Raw genomic sequence first — 19,703 nt, 5'->3', positions numbered from 1 at the left:
TCAATTTGACTACCTTTCTACTTGACTACTTAATCATCAGATCGCGCAGGTCATCTCGAGAGACGACGAACGAGGGACGAGATCTTTTCTTTTTCTATCTTTTTCAATCCCTTTTACTTAGAAAGCAACCTGCTTTTATCTCAAGTTAAGACGATTTGCTTTAGAAAAGAATCTCGACTGCGCTCGATTTGACAACCTTGCTAATTGATTACAACCATTTGTCAGGTCGAGCGCAGTCGAGCGAGACCCTTTTTAATTAAATACTCCGCATACTCCAAATCTTCTTCTGTATCTATGTCTACATTGGCAAAAATGGAATTAACTTCGAATGGAAAAGCATTTTCCGATATGATGATTTCTTGTAAAATCAAAGAAGCCGTGCTGATGTACAACAATCCATTTTCAAAAAATAAGGGCTCCAAATCCTGACTGCGTTGTCCAATATTATAATTAAAAGGATGAAATTTATTACCCTCTATTTTTCCCAATTTTTGATAGTTTCTGGAGACCGTGAATAAACTATCACAATTCCCGCCTTGATACACTTCAAAAGCTTCATTCAATAAATTTTGTGGTCGCAAAGGATTTGTCGCTTGCAACAAAATCACATTTTCCACCTCTTTACCAATCGATTCTAAAACGTGTTTTAAAGAAGAAACAGTAGGCTCCAAATCTCCCGATAAACTTTCGGGACGGTCAATCACTTTAGCTCCATATTCGCGAGCTATTCTTTTAATTGCGGCATCATCTGTCGAAATATAAATTTCGTCAATAATAGCACTATTATTTTGGGCATACAAAATACTATGGGCAATTAGTGGCATACCTCCCAAAGACAAAATATTCTTATTAGGCAAACGCTTAGAACCGCCTCGGGCAGGAATGATGACTATTGTTTTCATTTCGATTTTTGCTGATGGTAAAAATACTTATTTTTCCGGTTGTCAATTCTTTTTTACGGTTAAAAAGCAGTGGTTTTCAATATTTATGTTGCAAAATTTTTATTAATGAATAAGGGATCTGTCTTTGAAGCCACACCATCATTAGTATAAAGAACATCATAAAATCGAACCAATGCAAACCCATTTTCCAATAAAAAATTATAGATATCTCCAAAGGAAGATTGCCCAATATAATTTTTATTAAAAAATACCTCAACATAGACAAACTGAATGGCATTCCGCTTCATCATATCGGAAGCTCCTTTCAAAACATTAAGTTCATAACCCTCAGTATCCGTTTTCAATAAGTGAATATGTGGCACAGCATTATTTGTACAAAACTCATCAATTGTAATTGCATCAACTAAATATGTTGCTACAATTGTCGCACCACCATAGGCTCTTTTTAAAACGGAATTTTAGGCACTCCAAGAATATTCATTAAATTCTAATTGACCGCAACTTGACCCTACAGCCAAATTATGAAAACTTATAGTATCACTTTTAAAATTAGCTTTTAAAGATTCAAAACAATTTTTACTGGGCTCAAAACCATAAATTTTGGCATCCGGATATTGATGGCTCATCTTCTTAGTAGTTTGTCCCCAATTAGCACCTATATCAAAGAAAATTAGCTGGTCCCCTATTAACTTATCTTTGATGGCTGTAAATGGATCCTCATCCAGTAGCAAAACTTTACTGTTTTTAGAAACTTTATATCCAGTAGCTTTTAATATTTTTTTTAATATTTTTTTCATTTTTAGTATTTGGTTGACTTTTGAAAAACGTTTTACAATTTTAGCCTTTATTTACATTCTTTATGGCTGCCAATACAATTTAGCTTCAGGCAGCTGATTGTATTCCTCATATTGTGTTTGCGTCAATCGGTTGCTGTTTTTTATAATTCTCGGGACATTCCAAACCAAATCCAACAACGCCATACCAATGGCGATTAAAGCCTTGAAATCGCCTTGGAATACTTTGTTTTTGAATTGCATCCAAAGCGAATACGCCATTTTTCTTGGGATTTTTTTTAGAGGATAAAACATGAAAAATAAATACCAGCCAGCACGTAAAGCCCTTCTTGATCGCATAACATAATCAGAATTGTTCTTTCTCAATTTTAAATCCACTCTATGATTAACCAGAACTTCGGGCAGGTAATAGATTTTCCATCTTTTTTTGAACAAATGATAGGAAGCAAAATTTTCTTCGCCATAAAAAATAAACCAGGCAGGATACTCCGGAATGTCTCGCCAAGCCTTCATGCGAAAAGCATGTGCACCTCCAGCATAACTTTGCATCGGTATTGATTGCTCCAGAGTTGCTGTACTTATGGGTTCTGTTTTATTCCAAAAAATCCGAAATCCCAGCACCCCAACTTCTGGATTTTGAATAAAAAAATAACTTATAATTTCTAAAGGGTTATGAGTGACGAAATGTAAATCATCGTCGATGGAAATAGCAAACTCCGTCGTAACCATATTTAACAATCGATTCCGACTATAAATCAAACCTTGGCTATTGGAATGTTGAATCAACTGGATTTCAGGATACTCGGCTTGCAAAAAAGAAGCCGTACCGTCAGTAGAGCCATCATCACAAATTAGGCAAACCACTTCCTTTTTATCTAATAAATATTGAATTTTTCCCAAAGTAAAAGCCAAATCGCTTAAGCGATTTTTCGTAGTGATAAGGATGGAGAAAGTGGGGTTTGTCATTTTTACTTATTATTGGAGCTTATTTTGATTTTAGCGTTTATTTACGACTTTACTCTAAGTGTTTTCCATAAAACCAAAGATTTCACTGCAAGTTTTATCTCTTGTTTGACGGTCAACTTGACCTTCCATCTGTATTTAGCAAATAAATATTCAAGATACATTAGAGGAGTATAACGCGTTTCCTTCAGAAAACATTTTCGCAACACATCAGATTCTAAATCAGCAAGATAAAGACTAAAACTTTTAGATTCAAAAAAACCAGAACTGTTAGCGACTGCCAATTTATTTTGGATTTGTTTAAAAATTTTTAAGTCTTTGAAATTGATTAAATCGGTTTTTCTAAAATTTCGTTCCAAAAACTCATATTCAAGGCTATCCCATTCTATGTTCAAATACTGGAGCATTTTAAATTTTGCCAGAACATCATTTTTCTTTTGATCTTCGGCTCTTTTTCGAGACACTTGGTTGCCGTACAATCTATATTCTAGCAAAACTTCTTGAAGGTTGTGCAATTTGCCCACAGAGAGCAAACGAACCCACATATCATAATCTTCGGCAGGTTCTTTAGATGTATTATATTGTATCGAATATTCGTCCAATATCTTTTTTCTAATCATTACCGATGGATGCGAAATACAATTTCCCCACAACAAACCCAACTTAATCGCTTCGTGGTTTTCCGGAAGTGCAATTAGCTTGTCGTTTCCTATTATTTTGTAGGTTGTACCACACACCACTACATCGGGATGAGTTTCTAAATAGGCAATTTGTTTGGAAAATCGTTCTGGAAAACTAATGTCATCACCGTCCATTCGTGCAATATATTTGCCTTTTGCCATTTGCAATCCATAATTCAAGCTATTGGTATAGCCCGAATTAATTGGTTTTTCTATTAATTGAATTCGGGAATCCTCCAATTTTTTTATTAAAGCAACTGTTGCATCAGTTGAGGCATCGTCTATTATCAAGAATTCAAAATCAGTATAAGTCTGATTTAAGATACTCTGGACCGCCGTTTGTACATACAATTCACAATTATATACAGGCAATAACACGGTTATTTGGGGCATACAAGTCATATCAGGCTGCGTGATTATTTTAATTTTTGATTAATTCCTATTGTTAATTCAGCTTCGTTATGCAAAACAAAACCATAATTCACAAGGATATCATATATTTCTTCTCTACAATCAAATTCATCATGAATTTCAACCACAATACATTTTGTACAATTCAAAAAATCCAGATTCGATGACGCCGAAGTAAACACTTGCTTTTCTGAGCCCTCTATGTCTATTTTTAAAATATCTATTACTTTAAAATTATTGTCTGCAATTAATTGATTTATAGAATAAGCGCGAATAGCATCTGTACCATCTTTTTCTTCAACCCTAAAAGACCAATTTGATTGATCTCTGAAATCATTTACAATACTAATTTTACAATTTGAATTCCATACAGCTCCATTAATTTTTACAATTTTACAGTTTTTAACACTATTCAAATTAAACTCTAAAACTCTAAAATTTTCAATTTCTGGTTCAATGCTAATTATGTTAAGACTATTAAAAGACTCTACAAAAAACAAAGAAGTCAAACCAATATTAGCTCCTGCATCTATGATATTCATACAATAATCAATTTCATTACAAAAATTTTCATTATACGCATTTACTACTGGGAGATATTCTTTTAATAAAAAAATTTGCTTAAAAACTTCCATATCACTGGAGGGATTTTTTCTGAGTTTAATCCTTTTATCAAAATTATTTTTGAAATCTGTCACATAAGTGTTTTGTGTTTCCTCAAAAAGATAGCCATTTAAGTTTATCAAATAATTATAATAATTAAAAACAGACCGCTCGTTAAGATTTGGTCTGATTTTTAAAATTTTTTTTATAAAATAATGGAATATAACATATATATTCTTTAAATCTAATCGTTTAAAATTTGTAAATTTATTTATGTTGACCATTGTTTACATTTAAAATAAACCTGAAGTTGTTTTAATTATTTATAATATAATTTTACTCTACTCAAGCTGTTGTGACGTCACCAAAGTTTTATAGCTTGTGCCAAATAAAACTTTATCCAACATTTCTTTAAAATTTTCATCACTAAAATAATCTCCAAAAGGATTTGCCGCTTCATTTGAGCTCATCCTGCTGACAATCAAAAATTCCAGTTTTTGTTTTATTTCTTCCTTATCATTGCAATTTGCAATATACTTAGGGTCAGTAATTATCCTTCGCATTTCGCTTCTTTCAGGAGAAATAGAGAGAATTGGTTTTTGTGTTGCTGCGAGAAACGGTGCTTTACCTACCAGAACATTACAATACAAAGGGCCATTTTCCAAGATAATATTAATATCGGCTTCATGCATTTGCTCATTACAAGAGTCCGTAAAACTGGCGAAATTCAAGATTTTAATATTGGTGCACTTTAAATATTTGGCTACTAATTTATTCTTATCTATTCCTTTTAATCGCAAAACAAACTCCGTATTTTCGCTATACAGTAGATTGTTTTCTAACAATTCTTGATATGCGTCTAAAAGAATTTCTACATTTCTACCAAACTGAATTGCACCGTGATAAGAAATCATAATTTTTGATTTTTTTTTAAAAACATTTTCTACGTTTGATAAATCAAAAACACTGGCGTCGTATTGATGGGGCAAACTGTAAAATTTCTTTCTAGAACCATATAAATACTGCAGATCCTCCGATAAAATTTCAGTAGCCATACATGATTTTGCCTGACTGACCACTTCAAACATTTCCTTTACTTTAAAAATTTCTAAATTAGTCAATTTACTTGTTGAACCAGTACACCAAAATAAAGGATAAGGCTCATTGAAAGTAATAATGGATTTTTTAAGAATGGGTAAATCTTTAGCTCCCAAGATGGTTTCACAATCCAATCCCGCACTTCGGATAAAAATATGGTCGTATTGACGGTAGTCAATTTTAGCTATATAAGATCCAAATATTTTGTGAATGTAATTTCTGGTCAACGAAACATGAAAAATCCGCCAATAAAATTTATTGACCCATTTGGTATAAAAAGGAATTTTCAAATCTAAAACAAATGCCTTAATAGAATTAACCGGCAATAAATCCAGTCTGTCTTCGCTTTCACCTTGTTTTAAATACACCACGTCAATAATGGATAGAGGATAGGATCTTCTTAATTTTGCCAAAAAAGAACGTGAAATAATACCTTGACTGGTTCCCCACACTCTTAAATCTTGTTCTATTACTAAAAACCTCATTATTTATTCATTATTTTAATTTTGAGCAACATTAGCTTTAATTTTCTTTAGCAAAGTTCTAATGCGAAAAATCACTAATTAATCTTCTTTTTTAATACTTTTTTCATTTGATATACTTTCAATCTCAATGGCAATATAGTGTAGAATATTTGCCATTTCATTTTTTCAAATGTAGGCAATTCGAGGATATTCAAAGTCTTTTTGTATAGATTATATTCCTTAAATTCTATTGCTATGGCAATAAAATATCGTTTTAAAGAATAAGTAAGTAACTTCTTTTCTTTCAAGCTTTGTAGTACTAACAATATAGCTTCAGTGAATGATTCTCTTCTAACAGGGTCATTACGATAAAACTCTCCTGTCATTGACTCTGGATGCTTTCTTCCAAAGAACAAAGATTTCGCAATTGAAATCCCACTGTAACCTGACGACACTATTCTGGAGTACAATTCCCAGTCTTCGCAATACATCAAGTTTTCGGCAAAGCGGTTTCTTTCAAAACACCCTGACTTCCACATTATGGCACAAGAATTAAACTGGAGTTCATTTCTTAACATTTTTTCTACATCTTTTTTATCAATGTAAAAAGAAGTGTAGGTTTTAGAGTAATCAAATGCATAGTCAAAATCCCCAAAAAAAGCATCGCGAATGTACCTGCAAAAAGAGATGTCTTTTGTAGACAATTCATCTACACAGCATTCCAGGTTTTGGGGATGCACAATATCATCATCGTCAAAAAAGATAATATATTCTCCTTTAGCCAAATCCAACCCATAATTTCTGCAACCCGACAAGCCTTTTACATAAATATCCGGCCGTTTCAGAAACTGAAATCGCTTGTCCTCTATTAAGATTTCAGCTATTACTTCTTTAGTATTGTCTGATCCTCCATCGTCAATTATTAAACATTCCCATTCCGAAAAAGTTTGCTTTTGAATGGATAAAAGTGTTTCCTCTATAAAATGAGCCCTGTTATAGGTCGCCATTATAATAGTTACTTTTGAATTATTACTCATCTAAATAATGATTTTAATTTCCTAAATGGTTTCAATAGCAAAAAACCTATTTTATAATCAATTTTATTTTTAACCTTAATATTATTACGCTTTTCTAAATCTATTGTATTCAAAAAATAGGTAACCATCTCTTCATAATGATTTAAATATAATTCTTTGTGTTTTGAATACATATACATTTTTATATTTTTATCATGATTCGCATAAGCATCCAATCGCATGGAAAAATCATGTTGCCTGTAAAAAAACAAAACTTCTGGTATGACATGAACATTCCAACCTAAAGTGCAAACTCCAATATAAAAATCCCAATCTTCGTAACCAGTTTTCATTTTTTCATCATAACCACCCACATCAAGCCAACATTTTTTTCTGAATAGTGAAGTACCATTAGAAGCGTTTTGAAACATAAAATCTTCAATTATTTTTCCATTAGGTTTAATAACACAAATTTCATCACCACCCTTAAATCTTAATATCCAACTACTTACTACGCCTACTTTTTGGTTTTCATTTAAAATTTTTAAGCCTTTTTCAATAAAAGTTGGATCATATTTGTCATCTGCATCAAGAGTTAAAATGAAATTACTTTCAGTATTTTGAATTCCAAAGTTTCTAGCGCTTGATAATCCTTGATTCTTTTGATAAATATATTTAATTCTTGAATCTTTACTGCACCAGGTCTGAGCTACACTTTCTGTTTCGTCTGGACTTCCATCATTGACAATTATACATTCCCAATTTCCGTGAGTTTGGTCTATGATAGATTGAATAGCTTCACTTAAAAAAGAAGCCTGATTATAACACGGAATTATGACTGAAACTTTTTGCATATTCTTTTTAAAACTTATTTAGTAAACCCAATCGAACAAGCAAGCTTATTTTTCTTGATTTTCTCAACCCTATAACAATCCTTCTTAATTCGTTTAGCTCTTTAAGATCTTCTATAATATTTTTGAATTCCGAATTCAAAACTTCCTCTCGCTCGTTAAATAGTATTTCTTGTTGAGTTGAATCAGAACTTATACCATCTAAATAAAACACAGAAAGCGTTTGATTTACTTTTAGATAAGTACAATTATACTTAAACAATGCTAAGATAAAAAATTTCCAATCCGACACGATTGTATACTGCTCAGCATAAAGGCCAATTGCTGAAAACAAACTTGCTTTTATTATTGTTGAAGGATGTGGTAAAGAACCCAAAAGCAAATCAGAAAAACATAGTTTATTGGGATAGCAAACTACTTTGGATTTTAACTCTTCAATGAATTGCAAGTCAAAATAAATCAAATCATAATTTGCAATATGCTTATGATTTTGTTCAAGTACCTTATCGCTAAAAAAATGATCCCCACTATTTAAAAACAACAAATATTCCCCAGTGGCTTTCGCTATCCCCTTGTTCATGCCATTATAAATTCCTTTATCCGGTTCACTTACCCAATAATCAATATTGCTTGCTTGACTTTCTATATATTCCGCACTGCCATCTGTGGAACCTCCATCAATAACGATGTATTCAAATTCTTGCCAAGTTTGATTGACTACGCTCTCTACGGTTCTTTTCAGTCCTTCGAGATTATTGTAGTTGATGGTGATTATAGAAATCTTCGGCATTGATTATCTGTTATAATTGAAAAAAATGCAATTTATTGCTTTAAAATTCATATCCGAAATTCAAAATATGAGGCTTCCAAAATTCAAAATTATATTTCTCCCAAGCATGACATCCCATAGGTAACATTTGATTATTAATATCGAATAAATAATCCGGCTTAACTTCAAAACTAAATTTAATAGCATCATCTAATGGTGCAATGTTAAAATCTACTTTATGTTTTGGAATTACAAAAGACACAAACCAATCTTCATTAAAATGTCTCGCAATTTGAATAGTATTATTTTTGTTTCTCCACATATTAAAATAATCTAATGGCATTCTAATTGTATTTAAAAATCTTTTTTTCTTAGATATTCTAAAATATTCATGCTCTTTAAAATAAATTTTCTGAATTGCATTTTTCATTGAACTTATTTTTCTCAAAGAAAAACCAGAATTACCTACACCAATAAAATCATTTGAAAGTGGTTCGGAATAACCAAAAAACCATGGAGCGCCAATGTAATCATAATTTTTATCACACCAAAAATCTAACTCATCTTTAAAAACAAATGCATCTAATTCGTAAGTCAATAAATAATCAAACTCTTTAAATAAATCATAAAAAAAAGAACTCAACTTTAATTTATTATACATAAAGAGACTACTTTGCCAAATTGGCTCTATTTCAACAACTTCAAAATTGGGCACTACCTTTATATAAGCTTCTAAATTAAGGCCTTTAGGCACCATAACTTTTATGGCATGTTTTTTTAAAATATCAAAACACTGCTTAAAAGATATTAACTCCAAATTAGATGGACTATCGCTATGAACTGGTATAACCACCACACAAACTAAATTAAACCTTATTTTACTCACGATATACCTTAAATTAACAACATGATTTTTTGATTCTAAACATTTCCTGTTAGAAGAACTTTAATTATTTTTTTTAATCTGTTAATAATTTTCCTTAATAAAGACTTCTTTCTAGGAAAAACTGCAACACTTTTATTGACAAAAAAATAATAAACTTTTAGTTTACTGATTTGTTCGATATTATTATTTTTTAATAAATTACGGTATTTAAAAAACAAATTTTTCAAATCAGGTCTGGATTCAAAATCATATCTAGTTAAATAGGAAGCTATACTAGTTGGATTATTATATTTATAGCCACTGAAATGAAAAAAACGTAGTGCAAATTTTTCATTAACAACAAACCCATCATTACCTGTTTGTGTTAATAATCGTTCATGCAAGTTCCAATTTGCCATATTATAACCAGGATGCTTGAGTATAAAATAATCGTCCCACATTGCTGGTACATAATTTATCCAAAGTTGATCATAAAACATAGTGTTACTAAAATCACAAAAACCATATTTCAAAACTCTCTCATGCCACCAGTCTATAAAATCTTTTATTTTGTCATATCGTGCCAAAGCAATAAACCCTAAATTATAAATTCCTCCTCTTAAAGTATGATAATCCGTTGGTGTGTATTCATCATCAATTGGCGAGCAAATATGAGGAGTTAATACGATATTTTTCGTATCCAAAATTGCAATAACTTCTTCAAAATAACTTGTGACTAAAATATCAGGGTCTATATAAATAAGTCTATTAGCATTGTAAGTTGTAAAAATATGTTTAATAAATGTTGGTTTTACAGCCGTATTTAATTCTATAATATTATATTTCTTTACTATACTTTCAAATTCTGGAACACTTATATCTTTTACTTTAATTATTTCAAATTTATCGAAAACACTATAATCAAACGACGACTCAAATTCATCACACAAACCAATTATAAATCTCCAATCAGGATGGTATTCTAAAAAAGAATCTCCTACCGTTTTAGCCTGTGCAAGGTAATTATTAGAACAAATGGTAAAAGCAATATTCATAATTATTTTTTTAACCTTTATATGTCAATCGAAAGATTCGACATTTATTGAACATTTATTCCCTATTTATCTAATACTTTTTTTAGTTTCTCTAAATAATCAGTTCCCCATTTTTGACAAGGCTCTAAATAATTTCCTTCTGCCCATTCATTCCATGCATTTATAAAAATAAAATTTTCATCCTCAGAATAAGGTTCAAAATCAATGATTAATTCTGATAGCCATTTTTCAAATAATTCTGGCGTTGAATTATCTAAAATTAATGTCGGATTATTTTTTCTTCTAGCACTATTATCCCAACCTACAACTAAATTTGGGAACATTTTAAAAGGAAATTCTTTTAATGACTTTATATTATTTATCATAAACTCATAATCTAGTTTATTTAATATGGATTTTGAACTTTTATCTTTATATCCTATAGTACTTTTTATTTTTCTTATAACTCGCTTAGACAAACTAACGTTCAGAACTCTATGCTTTACTCTTTCTATCTCATTGAAAACACTTTTTCTTCTAATTCCAAAAGGCTCAAAATCAATAGCCGCATCAAATCCTTCCAATAAAGTATCCCACCCTTTATTATAATTAAAAACGGTATGACATAGGTATAATTCCAAGCCATTCTCAGCAGCCAATTCCCGCCATCTCTTAACAGTTTCTTTTACATCAGGAAATATAAATGGTTTATAAACAATAAAAACTGGTTTTCCATTAACCTTTATATATCGTGAATCTTTAAAAAAAGGAATAAGATATTTGAGATGAGCAATATCATCTTCAGTAGAATAATTTTGCTCCATCAAAACTTCTTTGTCTAGCCCATCCCAAGTTCTTGTCCAGTTTTCATTAGCCCAACACATCATAAAAGGAAAATCTTCCTTAGGATTTTTAAGTTTTCTATCCAATGGTTCGTGTAATATTCGTTTACCACTAAACCAATAATGATAATAACAAAAACCATGAATACCATAAGCCTTAGCTAATTGCTCTTGCGCCAAACGCGCTTCTTCTAAACGCAGGTCATAAAACCCTAAATCAGCTGGTAAATGAGGTTGATAATGCCCATCAAATAAAGGAGTAGCTTTGGTTACATTAGTCCATTCTGTAAAACCTTTTCCCCACCATTCATCATTTTCTGGGGTCGGATGAAATTGAGGTAAATATATAGCTATTGGTTTTATTTTTTCCATAGTCTTTTAAAACCGTTTATTTTTTTTATAATAAAATTTCCTAATTTAAAAGATTCAGAATTAAACATACTGCTATATTTATTGTTTAAACTATCAATCTCATATTTAAGGACATTTATTTCCTCATTAACAACATTAACTCCATTAAAAAAAGAATTGCCAACATCATGATATTCTTCTTCACTTTTATTTGAACATAATGCTAAATTAAAATAAGCTTTATTATAAAAAACATCTTCAGACAATCCTTCACAAATATTTTGATAGTTACCATCAAACAAATTAAATTTAGTTTTCAGATTATTATCTGTCAAATGAATTAAAGATCCAATAACGAACCTTTGATTAAATAAATTAACCGTTTTAAAGTATCTTTTTAATAAGCTCTTAAATTCATGTAATGTCAATTCTTTTATATGAAAAGGATTGTTTGGATCTCTTTCACTATAAATACTTTTTTCTGGAGAAGAAATAAGTAATATGCCATCTTTTTTTAATACTCTAAAAATCTCTTCCATCATCAAATCATGTTTATCATGATGCTCAATAGTCTCAAATGAAACAACTACATCGACAGAATTATCTGGCAATGGAATTGCATCTGTTGAACCAACAAGAAACTCAAGATTTTTTGCTGATACATATTTAACCTTTGCATGATTAATTGATTTTTCGTCAATATCAACACCGTATACTTTAATAGAATTTTTACTAAGTAAAAAACTACCATATCCTTCTCCTGAAGCAATATCTAGAATCACTTTGTCTTTAGTAATCTTTTGAGCTATTGCATACCTATGTAAATGTTCAATAACACCATGAACTGACTCTAGTCCAGTAGTTAATCTTTCTCCTGTCCATTCTAAATTTTCCATACTTTAATCCACTATATAGCAATAACATTATCCCACTCCAATATTGGTCTGACAACTCCAGGAAACTTACCTTTATATACAATTCCTCTAGCTGTATTTTCAACAAATCCATCAATAATATTGAACGAAAATTTATTAATATCATGAAAATGCACTCTAAAAAACCCTTTGTAAGACATAGCCGCTACACCGCAGAAATGAAATCCTTCAGAGAGAAAATTACCTGGAAACCAAACTATGGTTTGATAAATTCCTTTATTATAATTTTGAATTTGATTTTTCTGATGAGAACTTAATATATGAATTTCTTCATTATTATAGAGATTAATACCTAAAATAATATCATCCGTTTCCATCAGAATTTCAAACTTTATTTTGATACCTATTTTTTCGTTTATAAGAAAATCCAACTTGTTTTCAGATTTATCATTAATTACTTCTGCTTCTAATAATTTTATTACCTCGCTTGATGGAGCTTCATTAAAAGTATATTTTTTTATTGAAGAAACATTATTGTCAGTATTAAGATATTTATCGATTATGGTATCAATTTTACCTTCAAAGGCTATTCTACCATTCTCCATAACAATCCCTCTCGTACACAACTGTTTTACTGCAGCCATATTATGGCTTACAAACAACACAGTCCTACCGCCTTTTTGTGAAATATCCTGCATTTTGCCAATGGCTTTCTTCTGGAACTCTGCATCACCTACGGCCAAAACCTCATCCACAATCAAAATTTCAGGTTCTAGAAAAGCGGCTACAGCAAAAGCTAAACGTACATACATTCCACTGCTGTATCGCTTCACGGGGGTATCTATATAACGTTCACAACCGGAGAATTCAATGATTTCGTCTAGTTTTGAGGTGATTTCTTTTTTGGTCATTCCTAAAATGGCACCATTCAGGTAAACATTTTCCCTGCCGGTCATTTCACCATTAAATCCGGTTCCTACTTCAAGCAAAGAAGCCACGCGACCTCCAAACTTAATACTGCCAGTAGTGGGAGCAGTCACTCGGGATAATATTTTTAATAAAGTAGATTTTCCCGCACCATTTTTTCCTATAATCCCTAAAATTTCACCACGTTCCACCTCAAAATTAATATCCTGCAGCGCCCAAACATAATCGCTGGTCCCTTTGGTACTGCGGTCATTAACGTCACCAATTTTTAAATACGGATTTTCTTTCCCCCTAACCTGATGCCACCAGCGGTTCAAATCATGCGCCATAGTCCCAGTGCCCACTTGGCCTAGTCGGTATTGTTTAGAAATATTTTCGGCTTTTAATATAATGTCTTTCAATGGAGTTTTGCTTGGTTAACTGTCTATTTGTTTAATAGTCAAATGAGCTGCCTGACAACTTCAATAATAATAATAATAATAATAATAATAATAATAAATTTCAATCTAAAACCTGATACTGGTCGCTGTATACTGATCACTGCTGAACACTGTCCACTAAACACTGAACACTAATCATTAAACCGTGTCTATAAAACTCTTTTCCGTCCGGTTAAATATCAAAACTCCGATAAAAAAAACGACCAGTGTTACCAAAAACGTATACCCCAATCCCAAAAGAGATATTTGCCCAACATCCAGCAACATATACCGCGTCGTTTCTATCACGTACGCCAACGGATTGTATGCCACAAGCCAGCCGTAAGTGGGTATTTTTTCTTTGATCAGTGCCATTGGATACATGACCGCCGACAGATACATCAACAGCTGCACGCCAAAACCTATCAGATTACTAAAATCGCGATATTTGGTCACTAACGATGAAATAAACATTCCGAGTCCCAGTCCTAAAATCCCCATCAGCACAATTAGCAACGGAAAAAACAAGGTTGTTCCATTCATTCCTATTGCCGCTCCCTGAAAATAGTAGTAGGCATAAAAACAGATGAATATAAAAAACTGGATTCCAAACTTTACTAAATTGGAAACCACAACAGACAGCGGTACAATAATACGCGGGAAATATACTTTCCCGAAGATCCCCGCATTGCTGCCAAAGGTATTCGAGGTGCCGTTCAGACATGCTGTGAAATAATTCCACACTGTGATTCCGGCCAGGTTAAACAAAAAGGGAGGAACGGTACCAGTACTTATTCCGGCCACATTATTGAAAATTATCGTAAACGTAATTGAAGTAAACAATGGCTGAATCAGGTACCACAGCGGTCCTAAAACCGTTTGTTTGTAAACCGTCACCACATCTCTTTTCACGAAAAGCAGCAGCAAATCCCGGTACTGCCAAACTTCCTTAAGATTCAGCGAGAAGAATTTATTTTTGGGTGTTATCTCAAACAACCATTCAGTATTCGTGTTTTCGGTTTGGTTCATTGTATTCTAAAATCGTATTGTTGGTGCTGACATCTTCAGCGCAGAAATGTAAGACAGGCTTGTTGTCCTGCAGAAAATGCTGTTTTTACGAAGCAAATATAAATAATTTGCACTAGTAAAGCGTTAAAAACCGCTGTATAGCGTATTTCTTTATCGTTAAAATTCAAAACTTCAGTTCCATTGAAGGTTTAAAGTAGCGTTAGTGTTTTGAAAAATGGTATCGAGGAGATGCAATCGGTACTGTAATAAGCGAAAGCATTCCCCTCAAAAACCTGTTCAATGCCAGTATCGAACACTAAATAGGTAGCTTCGGAAATTATCTTATATAACTCTGGTTCTCTCTTTCAATGGTAATAATAACAATCGATTTTTAACGCCTTGACCAATTATTTTCTTTTAACACCCCCTAACCAACTTTTTACAGAAAGAATTTTAATTGTAGTTTAAATCCAATATATTTACGTGCCGATTGAGCAAAAACAAAGTTTTTTAAAGGTTTTTTACGCTACAATGCAGCAGCACTGCCGTTACCAGCAAACTGCCGGCTAAACTTATAACACACAATGGAAAAATACGTACGACAGTTAATCACAATAGAATTTGATGACAAGAAGGATATCTTTAGTGGTTTCCTTATTGATTGGACTGAAGATTGGATTTTACTGAAAAATAATCCTGTTGATTTTATCATTGATGGCTATACAATATTGAAAAACAAAAATGTAAAGTCAATTATTCAAGACAAGGATCATGAATTTACAGAAAGAGTAATTAAACTTAAAGGCTTAAAAACGAGCGCAGAGGAAATAATCCCACTTAAGGATTTGTCATCCATTATAAATTTCCTATCGGATAAATATGAGGTTTTTCAGATTACAAAAAAGTCCGACAAAGCGGTCTATCTGGGTAAACTGATCGAACTAAATGAGAAAGAACTAATAATCGATTTTTTGGGAACCGAAGGCGAGTTTGAGGGTGAGATGAGTTTTAAGCAAAATAAAATAAGAGTCATCGAATTTGATACGGATTACATCAATTCGTTAAAACTGATTATTGACGAAGAAAAGAAAAAGTAAATGACTGCCCACTGCTCCGATTCTATGTTTTCAAGGCATTTCGAACATCTGAAATCAAAAATCGTTAATCATAAATCAGCAATCATTTCATCAATTTTTCCTTCCGTCAAAACGATTGGTATCGAGTGCGTAGGACAAATTAAACCAGGTCCCTTTAAATTATGGGATTTAAGATTGAAGAGTAACGATTGCAGATCTCTGATTTGATGTCGCTAACTAGAACGATTGTCATTTTTAAGAGCTTTCGAACATCTGAAATCAAAAATCGTTAATCAAAAATCAGCAATCATTTCATCAATTTTTCCTTCAGTCAAAACGATTGGTATCGAGTGCGTAGGACAAATTAAACCAGGTCCCTTTAAATTATGGGATTTAAGATTGAAGAGTAACGATTGCAGATTTATGATTTGATGTCGCTAACTAGAACGATTATTATTTTTAAAAGCTTTCAAACATCTGAAATCAAAAATCGTTAATCATAAATCAGCAATCATTTCATCTATTTTTCCTTCAGTCAAAACGATTGGTGTCGAGTGCGGAGTACAAACCAAACCCCGTGTCTTTAAATTATGGGATTTAAGATTGAAGATTAACGATTGCAGATTTCTGATTTGATGACGCTAACTAGAACGATTGTCATTTTTAAGAGCTTTCAAACATCTGAAATCAAAAATCGTTAATCATAAATCAGCAATCATTTCATCAAATTTCCTTCAGTCAAAACGATTGGTCTCGAGTGCGGAGCACAAATCAAACCCCGTGTCTTTTAATTATGGGATTTAAGATTGAAGAGTAACGATTGCAGATTTCTGATTTGATGACGCTAACTAGAACGATTGTCATTTTTAAGAGCTTTCGAACATCTGAAATCAAAAATCGTTAATCATAAATCAGCAACCATTTCATCAATTTTCTCTTCAATCAATAAAATTGGTAAAGGTGCGCAGCACCAGCAGCTTTTGGGTCTCGATGGCGATATTTATCAAATAATTTTAGTTATCAAGGGATTAGAAATATCTAAAATAAACTTTGCAGAACTTCCTCTTCAAACCGCCCTTATATTTTTATACCAAAAAATCACGGTAAGAATTTCAGCGCTGGCCGAAGGGAGTGACCCCCGAGTCGAGTGTGCAGCACGAGCGGCTGGGGTCGCGATAGGGAAATTTGTCCGATGATTTTTGGTGTAAAAATATTGAGGCTTGAAATCGAAGATTCATGAATACCAAAAAAACAATAATAACCCATGAGTATTTTTTGTTTCTTTTGAAATCGAAGATTCACGAACTCCAGTAAATCATTAACTCGTGAGTAATCAAGACAAAAGAAAAAGATTGCCTTCGACCAAAAAATCACGGTAAGAATTTCAGCGCTGGCCGAAGGGAGTGACCCCCGAGTCGAGTGCGCAGCACGAGCGGCTGGGGTCGCGATAGTGAAATTTGTCCGATGATTTTTGGGATAAAAATATTGAGGCTTGAAATCGAAGATTCATGAATACCAAAAAAACAATATTAGCGCATGAATAATTTTTGTTTCTTTTGAAATCAAAGATTCACGAACTCCAATAAATTATTAACTCGTGAGTAATCAAGACAAAAGAAAAGGATTGCCTTCGACCAAAAAATCACGGTAAGAATTTCAGCCCCGGCCGAAGGGAGTGACCCCCGAGTCGAGTGCGCAGCACGAGCGGCTGGGGTCGCGATAGGAAAATGCGTCCGATGATTTTTGGGATAAAAATATTGAGGCTTGATCTTTTGTTTCTTTTGTATCAAGACAAAAGAAAAAATTCATGAATACAAAAAAAACAATATTAACGCATGAATAATTTTTGTTTCTTTTGAAATCAAAGATTCACGAACTCCAATAAATTATTAACACGTGAGTAATCAAGACAAAAGAAAAAGAAGTGCTTCACATAAAAAAAACTTTATAGCAACTATGACCGTTAAATGAAATCGTCCTCTACCCGCCCTTATATTTTTATACCAAAAAATCAAGGAAGGATTTTAGCGCCGGCAGCAGGGAGTGACCCCCGAGTCGAGTGCGCAGCACGAGCGGCTGGGGTCGCGATAGGAAAATTTGTCCGATGATTTTTGGAATAAAAATATTGAGGCTTGATTTTTTGTTTCTTTTGTATCAAGACAAAAGAAAAAGATTTCTTTATAATAAAAAAATCAGTGATTACTTCAATCATAATTCTAACAACAGCTCTAAAAAGCCATTACGCACCTTTAACAACCCATAGTGTAATTATTAAAAACGTCAGTTTCGAGTGTTTTTTTGTGGCGCAAAGCGGAACAAAAAATATATCGAGAACCGTTTTTAATGAAATTAGTTATTGTTGTTGCTGTTAGAATTTACTCTCGTAAATCAATCGAAATCACTAAATTGATTACCAAAAATTAAGTACACCAAACGGGTTATCGAAGTCAATCTTTAAGTAATTAATTTTGATATCTTTACATAAATACAAACCCCGTTACTGTAAACAAAAAGATAGTCCGTAACCTTTACTAAACGCATTAAAAATAAAAAAGATAATTGCAAATAACATCAGGGTACCACTATACAACATATAAAACATATTGACAGGCAAGGTTGTATCTGCATCAGATTTAAACTAACTTGAATAAAAATCGAAATCAATTAATATAAACAGCAAAATTTTTTGGCCTTTCAGGGCTTCAACTGGAACATATTTTACTTGGTAATATCGGTTAGCATGTAACGCAATCAAAAACGGCTGCAATACTTTTTTAACTTGCCAATACCTATTCAAGGAGTAGTTCAGGTAATATCACATTAAAAAATTGGAGTACAGCGGCTCATCCAATTGGAATAATCAGTAACAGAAACAATAAAAGTAATAATATGGCAAAAGTAATAGCACCCTTCTTAATTAGCGGGACAATAGATGACATTAACTTTGTGGTAACTGCAAATGGAGAAAATTATGCCCGGGCTAAAGGACAAACAGGCGTAACGTCAAAACAGTTCAAAAACAATCCCATTTTCGACAGAATACGCGATCAGGGTCATGAATTTGGCCACTGTGCAAGAAAGGCAGTTTTCTTCCGCCAACTGGCAGCCAGTTTCAATAAACAGGCAAAAGACGGCAGCTTCGCAGGCAGGGCAAACAAACTCCTTTTCGAAATTTTGCAGGAGGATCCAACCAATTCCCAGGGAAAAAGGACGGTTACTGCAGGAATGAAAACCGGCAACGGCAAAGAGGCTTTACTCGGTTTCGAAAGCAATAAATTAAGACCTTTGCATTCGGTTCTAAAAATAAAAGAACAATACAATCCTTCGGACAGAACAGTGAAACTGATTGATTTCATAGCGAAACAGCATTTAGAATGGCCCGAAGAAGCAACCCAAGTAATCCTGTCCACAGCTACCGCGAATTGGGATTTTGAAAACGATGTATTCAACACCTGCTACAGTATCGAACTGATAATTAACAAAGAAGCTGAAAAGCAGAACATAACATTAACCACCGCGCTCCCGGTTGGGAATGAACTACATCTGACCTTCCTTTTTATCGGATTTCTGAAACAAGATCGTAAAAAACAAATACTGTTACATCGAAAAAACAACACAGCAACCTTAATTGCTTGCCATACTCCTTATCCACTGATCACCGACCACTTCTTTCAAATCTGAACACTGAACACTTTTCTAAAGCTGAACACTGAACACTTCTTTCAAATCTGAACACTGATCACTTTTTCCGAGCT

Annotated in this window: 19 protein-coding genes; 3 read left to right on the top strand and 16 right to left on the bottom strand. The window is 32.7% G+C overall.

The features are described from left to right. Positions 1 to 221 precede the first annotated feature (221 nt). The 16 genes from E0F89_RS10430 to E0F89_RS10355 form a co-directional block, all read right to left on the bottom strand. Positions 222 to 902, bottom strand: coding sequence for an acylneuraminate cytidylyltransferase family protein (locus E0F89_RS10430; RefSeq protein ID WP_131909719.1), 681 nt, complete (start codon positions 900 to 902; stop codon positions 222 to 224). Between the two features lie 83 nt (positions 903 to 985). Continuing rightward, positions 986 to 1,324: an FkbM family methyltransferase gene (locus E0F89_RS10425; RefSeq protein ID WP_131909718.1), complete on the bottom strand. Its 339-nt coding sequence runs from the start codon at positions 1,322 to 1,324 to the stop codon at positions 986 to 988. Positions 1,325 to 1,360: 36 nt separating this feature from the next. After that, on the bottom strand, positions 1,361 to 1,699 hold the full coding sequence (locus E0F89_RS10420; protein ID WP_131909717.1) for an FkbM family methyltransferase: 339 nt from the start codon (positions 1,697 to 1,699) through the stop codon (positions 1,361 to 1,363). A 60-nt stretch (positions 1,700 to 1,759) separates the two neighbouring features. Next, positions 1,760 to 2,662 (bottom strand): glycosyltransferase, encoded by a 903-nt coding sequence (locus E0F89_RS10415; protein WP_131909716.1) that lies wholly within the window; start codon positions 2,660 to 2,662, stop codon positions 1,760 to 1,762. 41 nt (positions 2,663 to 2,703) lie between these two features. Then, the gene (locus tag E0F89_RS10410; protein ID WP_165930007.1) at positions 2,704 to 3,732 is read right to left on the bottom strand and encodes a glycosyltransferase family 2 protein; all 1,029 of its coding nucleotides are present in this window, start codon (positions 3,730 to 3,732) and stop codon (positions 2,704 to 2,706) included. A gap of 23 nt (positions 3,733 to 3,755) precedes the next feature. Continuing rightward, complete coding sequence (locus tag E0F89_RS10405) at positions 3,756 to 4,637, bottom strand: FkbM family methyltransferase (RefSeq protein WP_131909714.1); 882 nt, start codon at positions 4,635 to 4,637, stop codon at positions 3,756 to 3,758. Positions 4,638 to 4,694: 57 nt separating this feature from the next. Further along, a complete protein-coding gene (locus tag E0F89_RS10400; RefSeq protein WP_131909713.1) occupies positions 4,695 to 5,936 on the bottom strand; it encodes a glycosyltransferase family protein in 1,242 nt (413 codons plus the stop codon). 74 nt (positions 5,937 to 6,010) lie between these two features. Then, a complete protein-coding gene (locus tag E0F89_RS10395; protein WP_131909712.1) occupies positions 6,011 to 6,952 on the bottom strand; it encodes a glycosyltransferase family 2 protein in 942 nt (313 codons plus the stop codon). Beyond that, entirely contained in the window at positions 6,949 to 7,785 is an 837-nt protein-coding gene (locus tag E0F89_RS10390; protein WP_131909711.1) for a glycosyltransferase family 2 protein, read from the bottom strand. The genes E0F89_RS10395 and E0F89_RS10390 overlap by 4 nt, the downstream gene beginning before the upstream one ends. Positions 7,786 to 7,792: 7 nt before the next feature. Next, on the bottom strand, positions 7,793 to 8,572 hold the full coding sequence (locus E0F89_RS10385) for a glycosyltransferase family 2 protein (RefSeq protein ID WP_131909710.1): 780 nt from the start codon (positions 8,570 to 8,572) through the stop codon (positions 7,793 to 7,795). Between the two features lie 40 nt (positions 8,573 to 8,612). Next, positions 8,613 to 9,437, bottom strand: coding sequence for a DUF5672 family protein (locus E0F89_RS10380; RefSeq protein WP_131909709.1), 825 nt, complete (start codon positions 9,435 to 9,437; stop codon positions 8,613 to 8,615). 35 nt (positions 9,438 to 9,472) lie between these two features. Further along, positions 9,473 to 10,471: a glycosyl transferase gene (locus tag E0F89_RS10375; protein WP_131909708.1), complete on the bottom strand. Its 999-nt coding sequence runs from the start codon at positions 10,469 to 10,471 to the stop codon at positions 9,473 to 9,475. A 62-nt stretch (positions 10,472 to 10,533) separates the two neighbouring features. Beyond that, the gene (locus E0F89_RS10370; protein ID WP_131909707.1) at positions 10,534 to 11,664 is read right to left on the bottom strand and encodes a glycosyltransferase WbsX family protein; all 1,131 of its coding nucleotides are present in this window, start codon (positions 11,662 to 11,664) and stop codon (positions 10,534 to 10,536) included. Then, positions 11,652 to 12,539, bottom strand: coding sequence for a class I SAM-dependent methyltransferase (locus E0F89_RS10365; RefSeq protein ID WP_131909706.1), 888 nt, complete (start codon positions 12,537 to 12,539; stop codon positions 11,652 to 11,654). Before E0F89_RS10365 ends, E0F89_RS10370 begins: the two co-directional genes overlap by 13 nt. 11 nt (positions 12,540 to 12,550) lie before the next feature. After that, positions 12,551 to 13,846 (bottom strand): ABC transporter ATP-binding protein, encoded by a 1,296-nt coding sequence (locus E0F89_RS10360; RefSeq protein ID WP_131909705.1) that lies wholly within the window; start codon positions 13,844 to 13,846, stop codon positions 12,551 to 12,553. A gap of 177 nt (positions 13,847 to 14,023) precedes the next feature. Further along, a complete protein-coding gene (locus tag E0F89_RS10355) occupies positions 14,024 to 14,893 on the bottom strand; it encodes an ABC transporter permease (RefSeq protein WP_131909704.1) in 870 nt (289 codons plus the stop codon). A gap of 563 nt (positions 14,894 to 15,456) precedes the next feature. On the opposite strand from E0F89_RS10355, the gene E0F89_RS10350 reads away from it, so the two are divergent. The 3 genes from E0F89_RS10350 (at position 15,457) to E0F89_RS10340 (ending at position 19,629) form a co-directional block, all read left to right on the top strand. Beyond that, the gene (locus E0F89_RS10350) at positions 15,457 to 15,969 is read left to right on the top strand and encodes a hypothetical protein (RefSeq protein WP_131909703.1); all 513 of its coding nucleotides are present in this window, start codon (positions 15,457 to 15,459) and stop codon (positions 15,967 to 15,969) included. Positions 15,970 to 16,805: 836 nt separating this feature from the next. Further along, a complete protein-coding gene (locus E0F89_RS10345) occupies positions 16,806 to 17,144 on the top strand; it encodes a hypothetical protein (RefSeq protein WP_131909702.1) in 339 nt (112 codons plus the stop codon). Positions 17,145 to 18,837: 1,693 nt separating this feature from the next. Next, positions 18,838 to 19,629: a hypothetical protein gene (locus E0F89_RS10340; protein WP_131909701.1), complete on the top strand. Its 792-nt coding sequence runs from the start codon at positions 18,838 to 18,840 to the stop codon at positions 19,627 to 19,629. Positions 19,630 to 19,703: the final 74 nt, after the last annotated feature.

Source organism: Flavobacterium caseinilyticum (genome assembly GCF_004349085.1).
In the GTDB taxonomy this organism is placed as follows: Bacteria; Bacteroidota; Bacteroidia; order Flavobacteriales; family Flavobacteriaceae; genus Flavobacterium; species Flavobacterium caseinilyticum.
The sequence above is the reverse complement of the archived record's forward strand: the minus strand, read 5'-3'. Positions and strand labels throughout refer to the sequence as shown.